16 protein-coding genes are annotated in these 20,716 nt (G+C 46.0%); 9 read left to right on the top strand and 7 right to left on the bottom strand.

From position 1 onward, the window contains the following. Positions 1 to 40: 40 nt before the first annotated feature. Positions 41 to 1,546, top strand: a complete 1,506-nt coding sequence (locus FRIGORI9N_RS14500; RefSeq protein WP_159572617.1) for a winged helix-turn-helix domain-containing protein — start codon at positions 41 to 43, stop codon at positions 1,544 to 1,546. Between the two features lie 45 nt (positions 1,547 to 1,591). Beyond that, positions 1,592 to 3,214, top strand: a complete 1,623-nt coding sequence (locus FRIGORI9N_RS14495) for an NAD(P)/FAD-dependent oxidoreductase (protein WP_159572939.1) — start codon at positions 1,592 to 1,594, stop codon at positions 3,212 to 3,214. Here the strand turns inward: FRIGORI9N_RS14495 and FRIGORI9N_RS14490 are convergent. Both FRIGORI9N_RS14490 and FRIGORI9N_RS14485 read right to left on the bottom strand, forming a co-directional pair. After that, the gene (locus tag FRIGORI9N_RS14490) at positions 3,211 to 3,513 is read right to left on the bottom strand and encodes a helix-turn-helix transcriptional regulator (protein ID WP_159572615.1); all 303 of its coding nucleotides are present in this window, start codon (positions 3,511 to 3,513) and stop codon (positions 3,211 to 3,213) included. The two genes, FRIGORI9N_RS14495 and FRIGORI9N_RS14490, sit on opposite strands and share 4 nt — an antisense overlap. After that, positions 3,510 to 3,941, bottom strand: a complete 432-nt coding sequence (locus FRIGORI9N_RS14485; protein WP_201301509.1) for a type II toxin-antitoxin system RelE/ParE family toxin — start codon at positions 3,939 to 3,941, stop codon at positions 3,510 to 3,512. Before FRIGORI9N_RS14485 ends, FRIGORI9N_RS14490 begins: the two co-directional genes overlap by 4 nt. A 171-nt stretch (positions 3,942 to 4,112) precedes the next feature. Here FRIGORI9N_RS14485 and FRIGORI9N_RS14480 point away from each other — a divergent pair, with 171 nt between their 5' ends. The 4 genes from FRIGORI9N_RS14480 (at position 4,113) to drt3b (ending at position 9,718) form a co-directional block, all read left to right on the top strand. Further along, positions 4,113 to 6,491 carry a DNA/RNA helicase domain-containing protein gene (locus FRIGORI9N_RS14480; protein ID WP_159572613.1) on the top strand — a complete coding sequence of 793 codons (2,379 nt, stop codon included), beginning with the start codon at positions 4,113 to 4,115 and terminating at the stop codon, positions 6,489 to 6,491. A gap of 111 nt (positions 6,492 to 6,602) precedes the next feature. Continuing rightward, positions 6,603 to 7,097 (top strand): hypothetical protein, encoded by a 495-nt coding sequence (locus FRIGORI9N_RS14475; protein ID WP_159572611.1) that lies wholly within the window; start codon positions 6,603 to 6,605, stop codon positions 7,095 to 7,097. A gap of 10 nt (positions 7,098 to 7,107) precedes the next feature. Next, the gene (locus tag FRIGORI9N_RS14470) at positions 7,108 to 7,785 is read left to right on the top strand and encodes a hypothetical protein (RefSeq protein WP_159572935.1); all 678 of its coding nucleotides are present in this window, start codon (positions 7,108 to 7,110) and stop codon (positions 7,783 to 7,785) included. Continuing rightward, positions 7,778 to 9,718, top strand: a complete 1,941-nt coding sequence (gene drt3b, locus FRIGORI9N_RS14465) for an antiviral reverse transcriptase Drt3b (RefSeq protein ID WP_159572609.1) — start codon at positions 7,778 to 7,780, stop codon at positions 9,716 to 9,718. Before FRIGORI9N_RS14470 ends, drt3b begins: the two co-directional genes overlap by 8 nt. 330 nt (positions 9,719 to 10,048) lie before the next feature. Here drt3b and FRIGORI9N_RS14460 read toward each other — a convergent pair whose 3' ends face one another. Continuing rightward, positions 10,049 to 13,132, bottom strand: coding sequence for a DUF3427 domain-containing protein (locus FRIGORI9N_RS14460; RefSeq protein WP_201301508.1), 3,084 nt, complete (start codon positions 13,130 to 13,132; stop codon positions 10,049 to 10,051). A 186-nt stretch (positions 13,133 to 13,318) separates the two neighbouring features. Here FRIGORI9N_RS14460 and FRIGORI9N_RS14455 point away from each other — a divergent pair, with 186 nt between their 5' ends. Further along, positions 13,319 to 14,347 (top strand): hypothetical protein, encoded by a 1,029-nt coding sequence (locus FRIGORI9N_RS14455; RefSeq protein WP_159572607.1) that lies wholly within the window; start codon positions 13,319 to 13,321, stop codon positions 14,345 to 14,347. A 33-nt stretch (positions 14,348 to 14,380) separates the two neighbouring features. Beyond that, entirely contained in the window at positions 14,381 to 15,250 is an 870-nt protein-coding gene (locus FRIGORI9N_RS14450; protein WP_159572605.1) for a hypothetical protein, read from the top strand. On the opposite strand, the gene FRIGORI9N_RS14445 is transcribed toward FRIGORI9N_RS14450, so the two are convergent. Continuing rightward, positions 15,231 to 15,713 carry a type VI secretion system tube protein Hcp gene (locus FRIGORI9N_RS14445; RefSeq protein WP_159572603.1) on the bottom strand — a complete coding sequence of 161 codons (483 nt, stop codon included), beginning with the start codon at positions 15,711 to 15,713 and terminating at the stop codon, positions 15,231 to 15,233. The two genes, FRIGORI9N_RS14450 and FRIGORI9N_RS14445, sit on opposite strands and share 20 nt — an antisense overlap. Before the next feature lie 548 nt (positions 15,714 to 16,261). On the opposite strand from FRIGORI9N_RS14445, the gene FRIGORI9N_RS14440 reads away from it, so the two are divergent. After that, on the top strand, positions 16,262 to 17,539 hold the full coding sequence (locus FRIGORI9N_RS14440) for an AAA family ATPase (RefSeq protein WP_159572601.1): 1,278 nt from the start codon (positions 16,262 to 16,264) through the stop codon (positions 17,537 to 17,539). A 68-nt stretch (positions 17,540 to 17,607) separates the two neighbouring features. On the opposite strand, the gene FRIGORI9N_RS14435 is transcribed toward FRIGORI9N_RS14440, so the two are convergent. From FRIGORI9N_RS14435 to FRIGORI9N_RS14425, 3 genes are all read right to left on the bottom strand, one after another. Then, complete coding sequence (locus FRIGORI9N_RS14435; protein ID WP_159572599.1) at positions 17,608 to 18,042, bottom strand: hypothetical protein; 435 nt, start codon at positions 18,040 to 18,042, stop codon at positions 17,608 to 17,610. 13 nt (positions 18,043 to 18,055) lie between these two features. Continuing rightward, positions 18,056 to 18,478 (bottom strand): hypothetical protein, encoded by a 423-nt coding sequence (locus FRIGORI9N_RS14430; protein ID WP_159572597.1) that lies wholly within the window; start codon positions 18,476 to 18,478, stop codon positions 18,056 to 18,058. A gap of 96 nt (positions 18,479 to 18,574) precedes the next feature. Next, a complete protein-coding gene (locus tag FRIGORI9N_RS14425; RefSeq protein ID WP_159572595.1) occupies positions 18,575 to 20,716 on the bottom strand; it encodes a hypothetical protein in 2,142 nt (713 codons plus the stop codon).

Below are 20,716 nucleotides of genomic sequence, written 5' to 3'. Positions count from 1 at the left end.
TTTGCTATATTTTGCTAACAGCCCACCGCAGGAATGTCACTTGAGCCCTTCCTATTTTTTCAGTCACTTTGAATTGCGCACAGGCGAACGAATTCTGTTGCGTCAAGGTGAAATCGTTCATTTGGGCCCACGCACCTTCGATTTCTTGTTGTGCTTGGTGAGCAACCACCAACGGGTGCTTAGCAAAGATGAAATTCTTCAGACCGTGTGGCCGGGTGTGGTGGTTGAAGAAAATAATTTGACGGTACAAACATCGGCTTTGCGCAAAGTACTGGGTAGCCAAGCCATTGCCACGTTGACTGGGCGTGGTTACCAGTTCAGCCTTCCGGTCAAATCCACGGCCGACGTGCAGGTCGCCTCGCAAAGCAAACACCCCACAATTGCTGTCATGCCTTTCAAAATTCTGGGCGAACAATTTGATTTGCGATTTTTGGCTGAGGGTTTGCTTGAAGACGTGATTGCATTGCTGGCCAGAGTGCCCGGCTTTTTGATCATTTCACAAGCATCCACACAAATGTTTCAGCACTCTGAAGCCAGTCTGGGCGAAATCGCAGAACAACTTCAAGTGCAATACGCCGTTCTGGGCAGCATTCGGCCCGTGGGCAATTTGATACGTGTGAATGTACAACTGGCAAACGCTCACACTGGGCAAGTGTTCTGGAGTGGTCGTTTCGAGAGTTCTCCCCAAGACGGCCACGACCTGCAGGAAGACATTGCAAGAGGGGTACTCAGCGAGCTTGAGCCCGAACTGATCAAAGCGGAGATTGCACACATTCGCCGGCAACGCCCGCACAACCTCGACGCCTGGGCACACTACCAAGAAGCCATGGGCGCACTGGGCCAGCACGGCTGGAGCGAAACCGGCTTGCGCAATGCGCGGCATCAACTCGAAAACAGTTTGGAAATAGACCGTGACTTTGGGCTGGCTCAGGCACATTTCGCCTTGCTCACCGCACTGTCACGAAACATTGGCCTGCTTCCCCACTCTGACGAAGTTCAGGCCAACGCCCTGAATGCCGCACAAAAAGCGATTGAACTGGACTCAGGAAATTCCGAAGTCATGGGTTACGCAGGCTGCGCGCTGTGCGACCTGGGACAAACCCGGCAAGGACTAACCACCTTGCAGGCGGCCTTGCGTTTGAACCCAAGCAACGCACAAGCACAGGTGGCCCACGGTGCGGCTTTGGCAATGATGAACGAGCTTGAAAAGGGTATCGCCCAAATGCGGCTCGGCATGCGCATTAGCCCAAAAGACAGGCGACTCGGTTTCTGGTTGTGGGTATTAAGCTGCTTCCTGCTGCGTGCAGACCGCCCCCACGAGGCCCTGGAAGAAGCCCAAAAAGCTGTTCAGCATGACACGCGCTTTCATCTGGCTCATGTGGCCCAGGCTGCCGCGTTCGACACATTGGGTAACGCAGAATGTGCCCAACATGCTTTAACGCAAGCGCGCACTGTTCGCCCCGAACTAACCATTGAAGAAATTGCACAGTCACACGGCAAAAAAATAGCCGCGCGAATCAGTGCACTTTGGCAGGCAAAAGCATAAAATACGCCCTTGATCCGAAAAACAGATCCACAAGGTACACCCGCCATGATCCGCCTGTCCGAGCTGAAGCTTCCACTCGACCACACCGAAGACGCCCTGCCCGTCTTAATTTGCAGCACGCTTAAAATTTCTGCCGACCAGCTTCAAGGCTTCAGCATTTACAAGCGCAGCTACGACGCCCGCAAGCAAAAGCTGCTGCTGGTGTACATCGTGGACGTGAAACTGAATAGTGCACGGCTTGAAGCCCAACTTCTTGACAAGTTCAGCACCAACTCGCACATTCGGCCTGCGCCCGACATGGTTTACCAGTTGCCGGTGAAATTGAATGAAGCCCCTGCCATTCGACCCGTGGTAATCGGCTTTGGCCCCTGCGGCATTTTTGCCGCCATGATGCTGGCACAAATGGGCTTCAAACCCATTGTGATTGAACGCGGCAAACCAGTGCGCGAACGCACGAAAGACACCTGGGGCCTGTGGCGCAAGCGCGTGCTGCACACCGAATCGAACGTGCAGTTTGGTGAAGGCGGAGCGGGTACGTTTTCGGACGGAAAATTGTGGAGTCAAATCAAAGACCCGCGCTTCCTGGGCCGCAAGGTGATGACCGAATTTGTGAAAGCCGGCGCACCCGAAGAAATTTTGCTGGTGAGCAAGCCGCACATTGGCACCTTCCGTTTGGTGAAGGTTGTTGAGAACATGCGCGAGCAAATTATCGCCATGGGTGGCGAAATTCGCTTTGAGCAACGGGTCAGCGACTTCCACATTGAAGACGGCCATATTCGTGGCCTGACCATCGAGAACTTTCAAGACGGCAAGCACTACGAACTACGCGCCGACCATGTGGTGCTGGCGCTGGGCCACAGTTCACGCGACACCTTTGCCAAGCTGCACGAACGCGGCGTGTACATGGAAGCCAAACCATTTTCCGTGGGCTTTCGAATTGAACACCCACAAGGCTTGATCGACCGCGCCCGCCTGGGCCAACATGCAGGCCACCCGCTGCTCGGCGCAGCCGATTACAAACTGGTGCACCATGCTGCCAATGGCCGTTCGGTGTACAGCTTTTGCATGTGCCCCGGCGGCACGGTGGTGGCGGCCACCTCGGAGGAAAACCGCGTGGTCACCAACGGCATGAGCCAGTACTCCCGCAACGAACGCAATGCCAATGCGGGCATTGTGGTGGGCATCAGCCCAGCCGACTACCCCGGCGGCCCGCTGGCAGGCATTGCCTTTCAGCGCAAGCTGGAATCGAATGCCTTTGTGATGGGCGGCAGCACCTATGAAGCGCCTGGCCAACTGGTGGGCGACTTTATTGCAGGCAAACCATCGACAGAACTGGGCAGCGTAGAACCTTCCTACAAACCCGGGGTTCACCTGACTGATTTGGCGCAAGCCCTGCCTGAATATGCCATTACCGCCATGCGCGAAGCACTGCCCGCGTTTGGCAAAAAAATTAAAGGCTTCGACATGCACGACGCGGTGTTGACCGGTGTTGAAACCCGCACATCGTCGCCCTTGCGCATTACGCGCGGCGACAATTTCCAAAGCCTGAATGTGAAAGGCCTGTACCCGGCAGGTGAAGGGGCCAGCTACGCCGGTGGAATTTTGTCTGCTGGTGTGGATGGCATTGAAGTGGCCGAGGCAGTGGCGAAAAGTTTGATGGAAGGTTAGGCAACTACGGCTTGTGGATCATCCTCAAAAGTGATCACCATTTTTTTTCCGATCGCTGCTGTCGATTTGACAAGCGTTGCCAAAGTGACTGATGTATTTTCAGGATCAAGAAGTCGGTCCAACTGACTTCGGCTTGTTCCTATTTTCCGCGCCATTTCAGTTTTTGGTATCGACCTGGAAATCATTTCTTGCTCAATCATGCAAGCAATCACTTTCTTAATGGCCAAAGCTTCCGCTTCTTCGAAAATACCTTCTTCTTTCAAGAAGTCTTCAAAATTTGAGCCCACGTGTTTGTTCATTTACAGCCCCTTAACTTACTCAGCCTATCCTTAGCGATCTCTAATTCTTGCACTGGTGTTTTCTGAACCTTTTTGATAAAACCGTGAAGCAAAATCATTGCGCCGTCTTCAATTACAAACAACACCCTGGCAATTCGATTGCGTAACTTTGATCGAACCTCCCAAATACCACCGCCCAAATTATCGACCAGCGGCAAACCCAACGGCCACCCGTACTGAACAGCCAAAATATCAGCGCCTACGATTTTCCTATCAGCATCGGGTTTCAAGGCCTTTAGCCACGCTCTAACTGGCTCATCACCTGAGGCCTGACGATAAAAAACGCAATTCAATTTGAATTGCTTAATGGAAAAATCACTTTCGCTTGATTGTACCTTTTTTGGTACGTAAGTCAAACTCTCTGTACTTTTGTTACGAACCACCAACAACCACCCATTTCAATAAGGTCAAGCTTCTTCTGTAACAATTACTGGCATTCAGTTCTAAAGCTTTGCTTGCCCTCCCCACCCATTTGTAGCCCCCAATTACCCCACCTCAAATAGTTCATTCAACGAAGGTTTCCTGATACATTCAAAGCATAAGAACAAACCACTCCCGCGATGATCGTTTACACCGCCAGCAAATCGAAATTCCTCGACGACGTGTTGGACGATCAAATTCACGAAGTCATTCACCGCGAATTTCAGCGCAAGCTGTTCCGCAGAGCGGGGGACTCAGAAGTAAATTCTTGGCGCAACTCGATGAAAGAAATGCGCCAAGTGTTGAACGATCCTGACATTCCCGGCGACTCGCTGGTTTCAATCGAATACAACATTCCGCTAACGGGCAAACGCATCGACTTTATTTTGACTGGCCGCAACGCCCAGCTTGAAGAATGCGCCGTAATTATTGAATTGAAGCAGTGGAGTGATGTGCAAGCCACCAAGCAAGACGCCGTAGTGAACACCTGGCTAGGTAAGGGCAACATCAACACGCCCCACCCTTCTTACCAAGCGTGGACTTATGCCGCGCTGATCGAAGATTATTCCGAGGTAGTGCAAAACGAACAGGTACGCCTAAGTGCCTGCGCGTATTTGCACAATTTGAACAATGCCCAAGTAATCAACGATCCGTTTTACAAAGCACACACCGACCGTGCGCCTGTCTTCATTTCAAAAGACGCACGCAAGCTTTCCGAGTTTTTAAAAAAGCATGTGAAGTACGGCGACCAGAGCGACTTGATGTACCGCATTGAGCACGGAAAAATTCGCCCTTCCAAAAACCTCGCAGACAGCTTAGCCAATATGCTGTTGGGCAACCGCGAGTTTTTGATGATCGACGACCAAAAGCTAGTGTATGAAATGGCATTGGACATGGCCCATGCACGCGATGATGAGAAAAAACGCGTGTTGATTGTGGAGGGTGGCCCTGGCACGGGCAAGTCGGTGGTGGCCATTAACTTGCTGAGTGAATTTACGCAACGTGGCAAGGTGTGCCAATACGTATCGAAAAACGCAGCACCCCGAGCCGTGTTTGAAGCCAAGCTGACAGGTACATTCAAAAAAACACGTATAGCGAATTTATTTCGTGGATCGGGTAATTATATCGATGCAGAATCCAATTTTTTTGATGTTCTCATCGTAGACGAAGGCCAGCGCCTTACTGCAAAAAGTGGATTGCTATCGAACAAAGGCGAGAACCAAATTAAGGAACTGATCCACGCCAGCAAGCTGTGCATTTTCTTCTTGGACGAAGATCAGCGCGTTACCTTCAAAGACATTGGCAGCAAAGCGGAAATTCGCAAATGGGCGAAGGCCTTGGGCACCGAAGTAATTGAACAAGAACTACGTTCGCAATTTCGCTGCAATGGCAGCGATGGCTACATTGCGTGGCTAAACCACCACCTGCACATCAAATCCACCGCCAACCTGAACATGGACGGGTTGGACTTTGATTTCAAAGTATTCGATTCACCCACCGCCCTGCACAATGCCATACGCCAGAAAAACGAAGTGAACAACAAAGCCCGCGTGGTGGCTGGTTACTGCTGGGACTGGAAAAGCAAAAAGACCCCCAAAGCCTTCGATATTGAATTTCCCGAATACGGCTACAAAGCCCAATGGAACCTGGACGACGATGGCAGCACCTGGATAATCAAGCCCAACAGCGTGGAACAAGTGGGCTGCATACACACCTGCCAAGGGCTAGAGCTGGACTATGTGGGTGTCATTGTTGGCCCCGATTTTGTAGTGCGTAATGGCGAAGTGATCACCGACGCATTCAAGCGCAGCAACATGGACCAGAGCATCAAAGGGTTTAAAGGAGGACTGAAAACAAACCGAGCCAATAATTTGGCCTTGGCCGACGCAGTGATCAAGAATACCTACAAAACCCTGATGACCCGCGGCATGAAAGGGTGTTACGTTTACTTTACCGACGAGGAAACACGCGCACATTTTAAAGCGCTGTTGACTGAACTGAACAAAGTGGAGGTAGCGCCAATGTTGAACAAATACGAAGGGCTGGACTTACCCATTGTGCAAGCAGGCCAGGAAGCCGCCAACAGCGTACCCATTTTCGATTTGAAATTTGCCGCTGGGCAGTTTAGCGAATACCAGGAAGCCGACACGTTTGACCATGTTGTGTTGCCCACCCACCTGCACGCCAGCGAAGGCTATTTTGTAGCGCGCGTGGAAGGCGACTCAATGAACAAACGCATACATCCCGGCGCGTGGTGCCTGTTTCACTTCAACCCGCAGGGCACACGCAACGGAAAAATTGTGGTGGTACAACACCGCCGTATTTCAGACCCTGAACTGGGTGGGCAATACACCATTAAACGCTACAAAAGCGAAAAGCATTACAGTGAAGATGGCGTGGTTAACAGTGTTGTTGTGTTGAAACCGGAATCAACGAATGACCAACACGAAGCGATTGTACTGAGTGCCGAGGATGCAGAAGAAATGGTTGTGGTGGCGGAGTTTTTGACGGTGGTGTAACACACATCAAATGCTATACCTATAAAAATCGTAATAGCAACAGAACAAATGAATATCGTTCAAAACCTCTTAACCAAACCTTAATTACTAATTTTTTTTGAGATTAATCAAATGCTAAAACAGGTTTACGACAAAGAGCAACTAACAAAAATAGTTAAATCAAGCGATGTATGGAAATGGAAAATACTGCGCCTACACGGAAGCGTAGACCAAGCTGTCGAGAATACAGTAGCTTATTGGGGCTCACATTTCCCTAAACTTGAGTTATTTGATACTTACAAAACAAGAGGTAAATATATATTTACACCAAGTAGAATGGAAGATTTTTTCGCAATCAATCTACTTGATAGATTTATTAGAAGAATTTACAAAGTAAGACAATCTGACAGAGGACGAATAATAAGACAAATAAAAAAGATACTTACAGATCCAGGAAACCACCAAGTAATCAGACTAGATATAAAAAACTTCTACGAATCTATAGCATTAGACAAAATGATAAAAAAAATTATAGATGATTTAATTTTAGCACCAAATGGAATACAAATTTTAGAAAACATATCATCAAATTTAAAAAAATCAATATCAATACAATGGACTACCTAGAGGGTTTTCAATAAGTTCAACGCTATCAGAACTTTACCTAAGGAATTTAGACAATAAAGTTCAATCACATGAGGATGTAATATATAGCGCCAGATATGTAGATGATATTATCATAATAACCACTCCTAAAAAATCAGAAAGCGTAGAACAAAAAATCAAAACAATGCTTTCTGAGCTCTCACTCGAAATAAATCAAAAACCCAACAAATATTACTCATCAGAAACCAAATCAGCCAAGTTTGATTTTTTAGGCTATCAAATTCAAGTAGAAGATGCGAAAAACAAACCAAACAAAATATCCTTAACCATTTCTCAACCAAAAATAAATAAAATTAAGCTAAAAATTACACAAAGTCTACTCGCCAATAAAAAATCAAAAAACATACAACTACTAAAAAGAAGAATGGAGTATTTATCGATGTTAACAAAAGTAAGAAAAGGCAAAAATGGAGATCTACTGGCTGGCATAGCAAATAACTATCAATATGTAACAGACGAATTTCAATGCCTGAAGAAGATCGACGGATTCATTTGCCACCAAATAATCAAAACCAGATACAAACTCACGACATTCGAGCAACAAACAATAAAAAAAATATCGTTGTACGGCAATGCGATTAATAGAAAAACTGGGAAATTCAGCAAAAATCAAACAACTTTAATTACAAGTATCTGGAAAAATGCCTGAAATTATAAATGTAAACACTAACGACAAACTAAGAACCCTTTTAACAGAGGTTCTTCCATACGAATTACCTTTATGGTATTCAAACTTTACAATGTACAAGAGACTTAGCCACCAAAGTCAAAAAGAAATATACGAAACCATATCTGGACTTAATTTTAACAACAATTCTGGCACATACATTCCATTGAACTATTTAATCAGAAGGGGGGATTCTAAAACCCCACGATTAATATCGATTATGCATCCTGCCGCGCAATTAAAAATATGTGACTTTTATGAACAATACGACGATTTAATAGAATATTTTTGTACAAAATCCTCTAAATCGCTGAGACATCCTTATCGAAAAGTAACAAAATTCTATGGAAAAATTCAGGAAGCGTCTAGAGAAGTTGGTGGAGTCGAAGCCCACGATGAAGAACGCATAGTAGCTAGCTCATACTTTAAATATAAACAGTATCCATTTCTGTACAGGTTTTTTGAATCTTATGAATACCATAAATTGGAAAAACAGTTTCATAGTATGCTGCAGGTCGACATATCAAAATGCTTTCCGAGTATCTACACGCATTCAATTGGCTGGGCAGTGAAAGACAAGCGTCTTGCAAAATCCAAAAAGGGCAGCTCAGGTAGTTTTGATGCCGATTTTGACAGTTTAATGCAGTTAAGCAACTACCGCGAAACCAACGGAATAATTGTTGGTCCTGAAATAAGTAGAATATTCGCCGAAATAATATTACAAAAAATTGATCTAAACTTAATAAAAAGAATGGAAAATTCAAATTATAATATTTCCAAAGACTATGATTTTAGAAGGTATGTTGATGATTATTTTTTCTTCTTTTGTTCAAATGAAGTTAAACAACAATTTCTCGAACAATTAGAGTTATGCCTGCTCGACTATAAAATGTATCTAAACGATGCGAAGACATCGATTGCATCTCGACCATTTGTCACTAATATATCGATAGCTAAGCATGCACTTAGCAAAACAATTCAAGACTCGTTTACCAAAAGATATGTAAATACTGACGACGAAAAAACACTCGTCGCACAGCTTAACAATCCACAATACATATCAAATAAGATAATTATAGAAATAAAGATGTCCCTATCTGGGAATAACGTGAAGTACCATTCGATCTCCAACTACTTATTTGGAGCAATAACAAGGAGACTATTTTTATATTTATCAAAAATATCCGATATCGAAAAAACAGACGAGCGTTACTTAAACTGGCTTCTTGTTGATCTAGATGTAATTTTTTTTATACATGCCATGGACATCAGAGTACGACCAACTGATCGTCTTGCACGACTGATTAGCAAGCTACTTGAAATTACTTTTGACTGGCCAGAGAAAAATAAAAACATATTAAATAAAAAAATATTCGATCACATTCGAAGTTCGATTGACACACTCATTAGCAACTCGAACTCCACGATAGGATTAGAAGGCTTAAATCTTATAACTATCCTTACGATGCTACCCCACTCGTTTAATCTTCCGGAATCTAAAGTCATCACCCTATTTGACAAGATCAGGAGCAACTCACGATCTTGTGATTTTTACTTCTGCTGGACAACATTTATGTTGTACATCCGTGATATTCAAATGTACAACACTATTCACGCACGATTAGTTAGAGAAGCGGAAATATTTCTTTGCACAGATCAAGATATGTTTATTTCTACCGAGTTTTTTATATTTTATTTTGACTATCTTGCGTGCCCATACATTAGCGAACTGACCAAAGGTTATATTTTTGATACTGTAAAGAAAATTACATTGAAAAATGACAAACCAATTGAGTTTCGCAGTGAGAAATATAAAAATACACTTATGACTGAAGATTTTCTTGTAAACTGGAGAGATCCGAGCTACCTTAAACATAGCTTAGAAAAAAAGCAGTATATTTTTTCTTACGGCTAATTTTTCAATGCTTCCCGCCTCCGTAGGTTTCTGTCTGTGCTTAATGCATACATGGACTTTGGGCAACCAGAGTCACACACGATTGGAGGTGGGAGGCGCCCAATTCACATGTAAAACGGTCCTTTTTAAATTATCCGCCCAGATTATTTAGTGTAGATTTTGATAGCAGCATCACCATGTTTCGACCGAGTATACAAAGGGCTTACCATTATTGAAGAAAGTCTTGCTTGCGTTGCTATGTACAGGCAGCACTTCCACCTTTAGCAAACCTCTGTTTAGGCTTTGTATCACTTCAGCTGGCAGCTCGAGCAACAATAAAACGTCTTTACCTCAAACATCACCAATCACACTGAACTGCCTGAAAATATTCGCGCCCATCGGCACATCCAGTTCCCACATCACAGTCATGGGCCCACACCCTTCCGCGCTTTTTAATTTCACTGGCCCCAGCGCTTTAAAAGGCTCACTTTTTTTTACTCGCACAAACAACTGAAAACGCCAGCCATTTGTGGCACTTTCCAAATACCGTTTGCCCACCGTGGTGTGTGGCCCCGCGCTGTTCTGCGTTTGCCACTTGAACAGGGTTTGACTAATGGCGCAGTCGGTGTAGGCAATGCTTTCGTGAAAGCCTTCGGTTTTGTCTAGCGTTACAAAAAACACTTCCAGCGTTTGTTCTTTCAAACTCAACACACCCGCAGTAACAGGGGCTTGTCGCTCAGGGGTATACCAACCCACAGCCAGGGCAACTTCGGTAGAGGTGTAACTGGCATGCAGGCAAAGTGTTGTGTGCTCCAGCCCCGACAAGGGGCGGTCCAACAAACGACAATGCGATTCCAAAACCTGTTGCACGGCGTGCAGTTCGTCAAGTGATCTTTCACTTGTCAACCAGTCCGCAGCCCACTGCAAGGGTACGGTTTCATCTGGCGTACGCTTTTCCATCATGAAATACAGGTACTTCGCCCACGCCTGTAATGCAACTTGATCTTTATTGCACAGGGCATGCAAGGCATCAATTCGCACTGGATCATCGAAGTGAACAAGCTGTGACAACTTGGTACTTATGCGTTGTTCGACTGGGCTCAAGGATGCATTCAACAAACCGGCTGCTTCCAATAATTTCAGCCAGCCTGAATTATTGCCACCCTTATATACATCGCTCAAAGCCAGGTCATACTCGTTCAAAAAACCCGTCAACGAAAATCTGTCCCGATTCAGATTTTTAAATGCTGTTACTTCTCGAATCAGAATAGTCCAACGCTGACCGATCAGCGTTTGCAGTTGTGCTAGCACTTGGGCTTTGGTTTTCTTTTGCAAGAATAAATGGCAGCCACTTGGCAGCGTAGGAAAGCCTTGTTCAAAGCCTTCCTTCAACTGTTTTCTACCTAAACCGGTAATGCCGCTGAGCAAGCGGTCAAAACGAAAATCGCGTCCATGCTGGCCTACAAAGTCGAGCACCAGGCAACTTTGCTTGCCCTCGAACAAGCGCAAACCTCGACCTATTTGCTGTTGAAACACCACCGGGCTTTGTGTGGGCCGCAGCAGAACCAATGTGTCTACAAATGGCAGGTCAACACCTTCGTTGTACAGGTCGACCGTCACAATCGCAGCAAGATCACCATTCTGTAATTTACCGGGCGCTGCATGTGCTTCGCTTCTATCAGTTTGCGAATGTACAGCCAATGCTTTTACACCGTTGCCATTTAAAATCGCGGCAATAAAATTGGCGTGGTTAATGGACACACAAAACACCAGTGTTTTACACGCTGCAGGGTTGTCAGTAAGCCGTCCCCATTCACGCAGCATGGCCTGGGCGCGTACTGTATTACCGTCTACCAAAGCCGAAATTTGTCTGGTCTCGTCGACTGAATTCCAGTTCACACCGCTGAAGTCGGTTTCATCATCACAACCGTAATATTCAAATGGACACAGTAATTGAAGTTCCAGTGCATGCCACAACCGTAGTTCGGCCGCCGGGGAACCATCAGGTCGGGCGTTGAAGTAGGTGGTAATGGCTTGCCCATCTGCACGTTCAGGCGTGGCGGTAAGTCCAAGTAAAACAGTAGGTCGAACCGAGTTCACGAAACTGGAAAACGATTGCGCAGCAATATGGTGGCATTCATCCAACACCACCATCGCCCAGTAATCCCCTCCGAATTGATCAACCAGCTTACGAGAGTTCACGCTGTTGATTACCGCGAATAAGTGTTCGTGGCTTTGCGGCTCATACCCTTCGCCAAGCAGTTCACCAAACTGTGAATTGCCCAATACCTGCTGGAATGTGCGCTGTGCTTGCCGAAGTATTTGAATTCGGTGGGCGACAAATAACAATCGTGGCAGACCTTTTTGTTCACGGGCAAAGCGTCGGTAATCCAGAGCAGCCATCACCGTTTTTCCGGTACCGGTTGCAGCCACCAATAAATTTTTTTGGCGCCCGTGTTGTCTTTCAAATGCCAACTGATCCAAGATCTCTAGCTGAAACGGCTTGGCGCTTACTTCCAGAAAACCCAGTGAAGGCAGTGGTGCGAAATCGCGTCCGCTTTCTTGCTTCAGTGCTGCCAGCAAGGCCTGTTGATGCGTCTCTTGCGTAGGGTCATACGTTTGAAACTCACTGTCTTCCCACAACGTTTCGAAGTTGGCGCAGGCGCGTTCGTACAGGGCCGCCTGCTCCCTTTGCGAAAACTTCACTGTCCATTCCAGCCCACCGGTCATTGCAGCAGCAGATAAATTGGCGCTGCCCACATAGGCCGTACCAAATCCCGTATGCCGGTGAAACATCCATGCTTTGGCATGCAGACGAGTGCGGCGCCCATCCAGAGAAATTTTGACTTCACAACCGGGCAGCATTGCCAACTCATCCAGCGCCTTTTTCTCAGTGGCAGCCATGTAGGTGGTGGTTAAAATTCGAATACTAGTGCGCTGCTGACCTTGTGCATCACGGGCGGTAATCGTATCCAAAATGTCGCGGATTTTTCGAAGGCCCGACATCGTAATGAAGCTGACTAAAATATCCAGCCGATCGCAACAACCCATTTCGGCTCTTAGTTCATTGAGCAACGCGGGCATGCCCCGACCTGCTGTAAACAGCCATGGGTGCAATAAACCGGTTTGAGGCAAGGTAGGTTCTACTGCCGATTCGCCAAGCCAACGCAATACCTCCACCTTCTGCGGCACTTGATCTCTGTTTTGAAGAAAACGTAATAAGTCATTGATCAACTCAACTTGTGTTGAAGACTTCTCAGCCCCCTCCCCTGCCAGCGATTCGAAGGAATCCTGAAGCTTTCGGGACAACAAATCGATAAGGTAGTACGAAAGGGCTTCGGGATCTTTGTTGAGTGACTCTTGAAAAGCGCTGCGACCTTGCAGCTCGGTCTGTATGGCATTTGTAATCAGCAGATCGTAAGGTCCGTTTTTCAAGCTGAATTCCCCGTTCTTGATCTCAAAGTCTCTCGTATCGTTTTACCAGGTTGAAAGGCCAATCACCAGACTCAAAAACAGGGAGTGATCGCGCATCCCTCTCTCCCTTATGAGAAAACCCCACATTTCTCCCCCTTGAGACCTTTCCAGCATACTGCCCGCTGCCACATTTTCCCTTGCTGCCGTATGAATGCCCAAGCCCGCACATTTCACGAAGATCACCTGAAGCGCAAAGCGCAATCGCTACAACTGGCCTACACGCGCGCGCTGAATAGCCACGACGGTTCCGCCCCGCTTTACCTGCATCAAGAAATGGATTTTCTGGGGCACTTTGAGCCCGATGTTCAAGTAAGCCTGGCGATGCTGCCGGAGGTGATACAGCAAGACCCTGTAGCAGGCGTTATGCTGATGACCGCGCAACTGAACACACAGCAAACCAACACCTTGGTCAGCGCTGCTGAAAAGGGAACATTGAGTGCAGCTTTAGTTGCCCAGTTGTTTGGCCCCAACAACTTACCGGGTAACTTGGCCAATATAATTGAGGCTGCAGCCAAAGCTCGCTTTACCGCAAAAATGAAAACCGAATTGCGAGCCACATTGGCCAGTGGCAAATCGCGCACCGTGAAACTGGGCAATGGTGTGGAATTGAAAGCCGTGGGCCTTAAAGGTCCAAACCAGTTTAGCAAACACGCCGATGTGCTTATACGTGTTCGTCAAACCAACGCAAAACAAATTACATTGCTGGAGAAAAACCAGTTTCAGCAAATCAGTAAAAACATGAGCACCAAGTCCATAGGACCAACGGCATTCAAACATGACAAAGTACTTAGCTTGAGCAGACAGGCTGCTGATGAAATGTGGGAGTTGCGAAGGCTGACTAGTTCATCTTGGCTGGGCTCTGCGAGAGTAGGTGGTGTTCTCACGTTCGGCCCCACATTGATCAACGATATTCTGAACAACTACAACCACAACGCGAAACTGGATCAAAAATTCAACTACAAACAATTTGCTGTTGACACGACCAAAAATCAGACGGGAAACGCAATCGGCATGGCTACTGGCTTTGGCGTGGCTATTCTATTCACAGGTAGTTTGGTAGCTGGTGCCCCATTAATATTGTTCTCGATGGGGATCGGAATCGCCGCTTCAATTGCGTACGACCGCCTTGGATTGGATGATTTTGTAGAGGCCAAGGCTAAAAAGTTATTTCTGTAAGCCACTCGGAATTCACTTCAATTATTAAAGACCATGATCAAGCCCGCACCTTTACACTTCTACTTCTTTGGTGGAATTTTCAGTTTGTCATTCTTGCTGCTAATTGCTGCAACACCTATTCTTATGGCTAGCTGGATGACCACAGGAGTATTCCTGTGTTTGTTTATCGGTATTTTTCTTTCCTCATCCATCGCGTGCTATCGCTGGGTCTTTGTCAGCAAACGACCTGTCAAAGCAATGATGCTAGAGTTTGGGACTGTACTGATAACGCTGCATCCGTTTGTATTTGGAGTTCATCATTGGTCGCCCCTCACAGATAGCAGTGACTTAATTCAAACCAGTCATTGGTGGGAAAATATCAACCTCGTTTTCGGTCTTGGGGTGCTGTTTATCACCACCTGTGTCGCCTATGCGATTGCCTATTCAAGATCAGATGAAGACTCCCTAAAAAGGTATTCCAACCTTGAATGGACACTTTTTAATATAGACCTGCGCACAGTAAAGTACCGTCGTCTTAAGAATTTTCCGATAATCCATACGCTTTACTGGCCGCTAATTTTGTTGGGTACGTTTTACGTTCTGTGGTTTCGTAATCGCTTTTCCCATGTGGCAGAGTTAAACGAAGACCTAAAGCTGATTTTTCTGTTCGGCATGTGCGCAATGATTCTGTGCTATTTGTGTGGACTTGCTTTTGGCGAGGGAGTTCGCCTCATTCAAATTGAACGATTTTTAAATCGGGGAAAGTTTGAAATTGCGGACCTTGAACACTTGATGCGCTGGCGCCACGACTACGTGAAATATCACCTCCCCGCCCCAATCCGCAAACTGAACCTGCGCTTGTTCAATCAACATGTGGAGGCGTATGAACGCCTCCAGAACGAAGTTAAATCTTCACGCACTTAATGCAATTGAACCCGGCGGTGACAGCAGCGCCACCCGTGCCATCGCCGTTCTGCGGTTTGTATTCTTCCGTGTATTCCGTGAACGCAAAGGTGACCACTTCAAGGTCGCCATCGTCGCCAGCACCCAGCGAAATATCAATGTCGCTCACGATCACATCTTTGAAAGTAATGCGCAAATATTCCAAAGGCACAAGGCCCGACTTCCTTTTGGTCAATACCATGGTGTCGTAAAGCTGACCCACACAAGTTTGCGCGTGCAGCGTTGGGGAAGCCCGGTCAACCCGCTTTTCTACACGCAATCCTTTCACCTCAGCACGGCCTGCCGGGGCCAACACGCCACCGTTTGCCGCCACCGCCACATGCATACCCCAGCGTGCTGTTAACAGCTCCATTTCGCCCGCATGCTTTAAGTCAACCGACTCACCTTTCACATTGCCCAATTTCAAAAACAGATCTGCTGACATGGCGTACCACTCTCAAGAATTTAAATAATCAAGAAGTGTAGTCAGGTAGGCATAGAGGGTAGAAATTTACATTTCCGTCACCCACACAGGGTGATGCATTACAGGCCCAATAAAAAAGCAGCCCGAAGGCTGCTTTCTTTTACATCACTGCATGTATAACCGAGAAAATTAACGACACTCACAGTTAAAAAGTGAACTGAACTTACGTAAATACGTGCTCTCCTGCTACCCTCACAGTTAAGGAGTGAACTGAATTACAGCTTAAAAGTGAACTGCAGGGTTTTCTAACAGTTAAAGAATGAACTAAATTTACAGCTTAGAGTGAACTCAAGACGTGACCTTCAGAATCGGCCACGATGGACCCAAACGGCCAATCTAATACCAAACCTACACCTTGATATCCAGTCGCACAGAAACCCTTTAAACTGCATTTAAAGAAAGCCTTAATTTTTCTGGGCTTTGTGAGCGCTTACCAGCAACACGCGTTGGTTTTCGGACGGGTTCGAGCTGACTGATGACAACAGTGAGATGGTTCGTAAAGGTGATCTGTGGGCCAATTTGAAAGAAAAGACTCAGGGCTGTTTTTACCTGTCGATCTGCAAAAGAAATCAGGCAGCGATTCTATCGAAGGAATTATTCGAGAGCTGCGGAGTATGAGCCTGGATGATGCCGACTCAGCGTTTATTGTTCACTTACTAGCCACACGATCTCTAAGAATTTGCTTTGGTAAGGCTGGAGATTCAGGCATCGCGTTAAAAGCCATAGCAGAGGTTATCGCAGAGGGTGGGGCCAGCAGATTAACTGATTTGCTTCGGGCGCTGGAGGATTGCCAAGACAAACGGGACAAAGGTCATATCAAGGCGCTTCTAAAAGATTGTCGCACTGAAATTATTCGAATTAGATCCGTAATGGGTAGCATTCTGAGGGAAAAGGTGCTGGGAAAGGAAGGCAAGGCCGCAGAGGACACCACCAACGTCGTAAACCAATCTGATCTTGTAGAGATTTCGCAGATTGTAGAAACCAATCAGAATCGATCAACACTAAATGAGATGAAGCTCCGAACGAAGTCCGCGAGACGCTTTGCCCCCCACCAAGCTGACTTGGGATCTATTCGAGAGGAATTTCCTCACTTTTCTCAATTCATCGATGAGATCGGGTATCAAGTTGAATCAGGAAACTTTTCTCCCGTGCTACTACTCGGTCCATCCGGGGTTGGGAAAACCCATATTCAACAGGCTGTGGCTAGTGCACTAAAATTTCCCTTTTATCGGGTGAGTATCGCCAGCGAAGACAGCCCATTCTCTTTTTGTGGTTCAAACCGTGGGTGGAGAGATGCCGAAGTGTCCGAGCTACTTTACAAGCTGGCCACTGAGAACACGGACTTTATGTATGTGTTCCTTGACGAGATCAATGCCAACCTTTCCGACTTGCACCGTAATCACCCATGGGGACCTGTGTTGTTAGATTTTTTTGATTCGAGAAATCGATTCAAATGCAATAATTTGCGACACGAGTTTGGCACCCAAAACTGGATAAAGGTTGCCGTAGCAAACGATCGTTCCGGCCTAAGTAATCAACTGCTAGACCGCTTCATTGTTATTGAAGTGAAGCGCCCCACCCATTCTCAGTTTCAAGCGATTGTCAGGTCTATGCTGACAAAAGCGGATTTAAAATACTCATCGGCAGCTTTTGACCTTCTGAGCGCCGACCCGCGCTCACTGAGAGACCTAAAAAGAATCATTGAGAGGCTCGCTTATCTGGGCAGAGACGGAGTTGTGGGAGAGATTGATTGTGCTCGGGTGTTGGCTGATCTGAAAAAATCATAATTGAAAGGCCGAAACGCCTACATCACGCAAGGAGACCTCTCGGATGGAAGTGATTATGCGAAAGGGATCTAGACGGACCTTATTTTTTTAAAGTTATTATTTTTGAGAATACCAATCTCCACCGTGCCATCTGGCGAGATCTGTCTTAACAAATCAGATCGATCATCCACAGTCTCATACAAAGGACCTTTTACTTCTTTTTTGATTTGAGAAGCAACTTTATTAAACCCGGCTTCGCTTTGATGAGACATTGCAAGCTCGACAATATCCACATTGCCTCTAGCATCGATCATGCTTCGATTGCACACCTCTACCTTTATCTCAATTGCGCCAGCCATTAGCGCTGAAATCTCTGAACTGGTGAGCATTGACTCAAGTATTTGACCTAGACTTGCCCACAGGACTAACTGTTCAGAAACGTTTCTATTGGCGGCCTTTGCCGCAGTTTGTACTTGAGCCAGTAATGCAGAATCGATTGCAAGCGGTGATTCAGCGTGTTTCATACCTAATTTCTCCCTAGCCATGTAACCAACCGTCAATTTCAAATTTAGCGGAAGCAATCACAAGATCTGGATCGGAAGATACAAGCACGCTGGGCGTTTTACCCTGCAAAAATCGCGATGCACATATGAACCAGAATGCCATTTGCCAAGGCCCCATCTTGACGCTCAGAATTTTAATAATTTGATGAATCGACGGCAAAGGCTTGCAATTACTTTGAGGATCCAAGGCATATAGGGGAAAATAATTTTTCCTACCTACCTTCAGAGCAAAAATTTTTTCGCTCTTCTTCCAGCGAGCAGTCATTGACCTAGCGGATTGAATCGAGGTTTCGCTTAGTCCTGCAATCTCTCTAACGGAGACCAAAGTACCAGATTCTAAGACCATCTCCTTAACCTCAGAGACCGAAACCAAACCCCCACGTATCTCTCTTCCCATTACATCGATCTCCCACAACGAATTCGCTAAGTCTTCACGACATTAAAAACCGTCGTTAATAGAAAAATCTATTTTCGATGGACATACATTGCTGAACTAAAAAATTCGCTTCTCTGGCATTTCGACAGCAAGCAAATTGACCATGGACCTCTCAACAAGATTTATGTGGGTCGCGCTTAGAGTCTGTTCAATCGAAACGGGTCTTATTCGGTCGGTATTAACCAAGTTTAAAAAATGTCGCGATGTGGAGTTTGTTAAAGAATCCGCATTTCTAAGACTGATAAATTTCGCACAATCTGATCGAACGAAACTAACATCTTCGCCACCGATCAAAACTCGCTTAGCAATGGTAACAACCTTCAAAATACCCGACGATACAAAGCGAAGATAAAACTCACGCTTTGAGATCCCAAGCTCAGCTATCAAATCTTTGACAGGAACTGCCCCACTAAAAAAGTTGGCTGTGAACATAACACTCTGATGTGAAAAATATTTAAAGTTGTCCTTTTTGCGACCTGGCGGAGTTGACTCAACCAAATATTCAAGATCCACCAGTGCTTTGATTTCTTGGTCGTTCACAGACAACATTTCTTTTGCTTGCTTGGTTGATGCCCAGCGAGACCGATCAAACAATTCAACCCCCTCGTGTTTCCTACCCGCATTACTTTCAAATATAGGGTTTTTAAGAAGAGCATTTAAGTTCAGATGTTCAACATCAGACCGCCTGTATATCGGCACTAGGGCACCATCAATTTCAGGGCCTGAAAGTGGTCTGATGTCACGCGACTTTAGAATTGCAGAAAGTATTGTTCTACCCCTGCCTTTTAACTTTGAATTCAGTTCCGAGATGAAGCAAAATTCCGAGACGAATGCATCAACGAAATCAATCTTGAACGTGTAGCTTTTATGACCATTCTTTAAAATGTTCTCCGATGAAATAAAGCCTGATCTACAAGCTCGGCGAAGTGCATCAGGATATGTTTTAGCTCTCGCTGCAAACTGACTGATGTCAAGTAAATGGCTATTCCCACTTGTAAATTTTGACGGTGCGCAGAGTTTAGCGAATCTTAAGCCCTTTAAACCAAGCCTCCAGTTGGCTTCATAAACGACCATTTCGCTTGCTCGAACACTCTCGAGATTCTTTTGTAAATGCTGAGAATGAATACCCTTGAGCGGATTAACCTTCAAGCTCTTAATAGCAGGAATGGTTTCTACTACCCTGGCCATCAAATTGAGCAAAGAATCAATTAGAACGATGTTGACCGACTTGGGTAACTGCTTAATATTCAAGAAACCAGAACTATGGAGAGCTCGGAGCGTGCTGTTGGTGATATTCAATGAGTATTCAGCTTGTTCAAGACGAAACCAATTCTGCTTAGGACCAGCATATTTCGATGCACCACAAACTGGGGCATCCGCACGAACGATGGCTGACGCCCGTTCTTTCACTTCCAAACTTGACGATACGCTAAAGCAGGACATCAAGAACCGGGTGGGTAGGTCTCTGCCCCCCTCATAGACAGCCTGCAATTTGTTTAAAAGTTGATCATTACGGCCAGCCAGAAAATCAAGTGCGATTCCCAGCACAATACCTGACCTGACAACTTCCGGTTCGAAGTACTTTCGCAGATGTCTCAGCAGGTAGAGAGCAGCTGAAACATCGTCATTCTTTCCTTCAAGGATCATGGAATAAAGCTCCAGTTCCGACCCTAAGGACTGCTTCTTTCGATCTTTGCTTTTGAAAGTGTATTTACAGCGTGAACATTTTTTAAACTGGAACCCTTGCCACTCATACGACGTGCCGCAATTAGGGCACTCTTGTATGAATTGATTGCGATGGACAGGACAATGAGTGAATGCCCGAAGATCCGCAAAAATTTTGCTATGAAATTTATCTTGATGGCATAGCAAACAGACCCTATGCCTCACCAACTCGAGTTCTTGGTAAGGAACCTCAATTGAGCGAACTACAAAGGGGCGTTGCTCGGTAATACCAGCCACCTGCCTATAGAAAAGTGGTCTGTAGTCAACAAGATTCGATGCAAAAGACCTTTGAATATTTCGCATTAACTCGTTGACACCTGTATAGCTCCCACATAAGAGGTCCAACATTCCAGTTAATTCACACACATCCTTACCGAGAACGTCAGCTACTTGATCGAAAAAGTTTGCATGCGCACATCGCATCAATATACTTTTTGGGCTTTCCCATTCGATAGGTAAAGGGGCACGGATCAT

The sequence above is a fragment of the Limnobacter sp. 130 genome, from assembly GCF_902506325.1.
GTDB lineage: Bacteria > Pseudomonadota > Gammaproteobacteria > Burkholderiales > Burkholderiaceae_B > Limnobacter.
The sequence above is the reverse complement of the archived record's forward strand: the minus strand, read 5'-3'. Positions and strand labels throughout refer to the sequence as shown.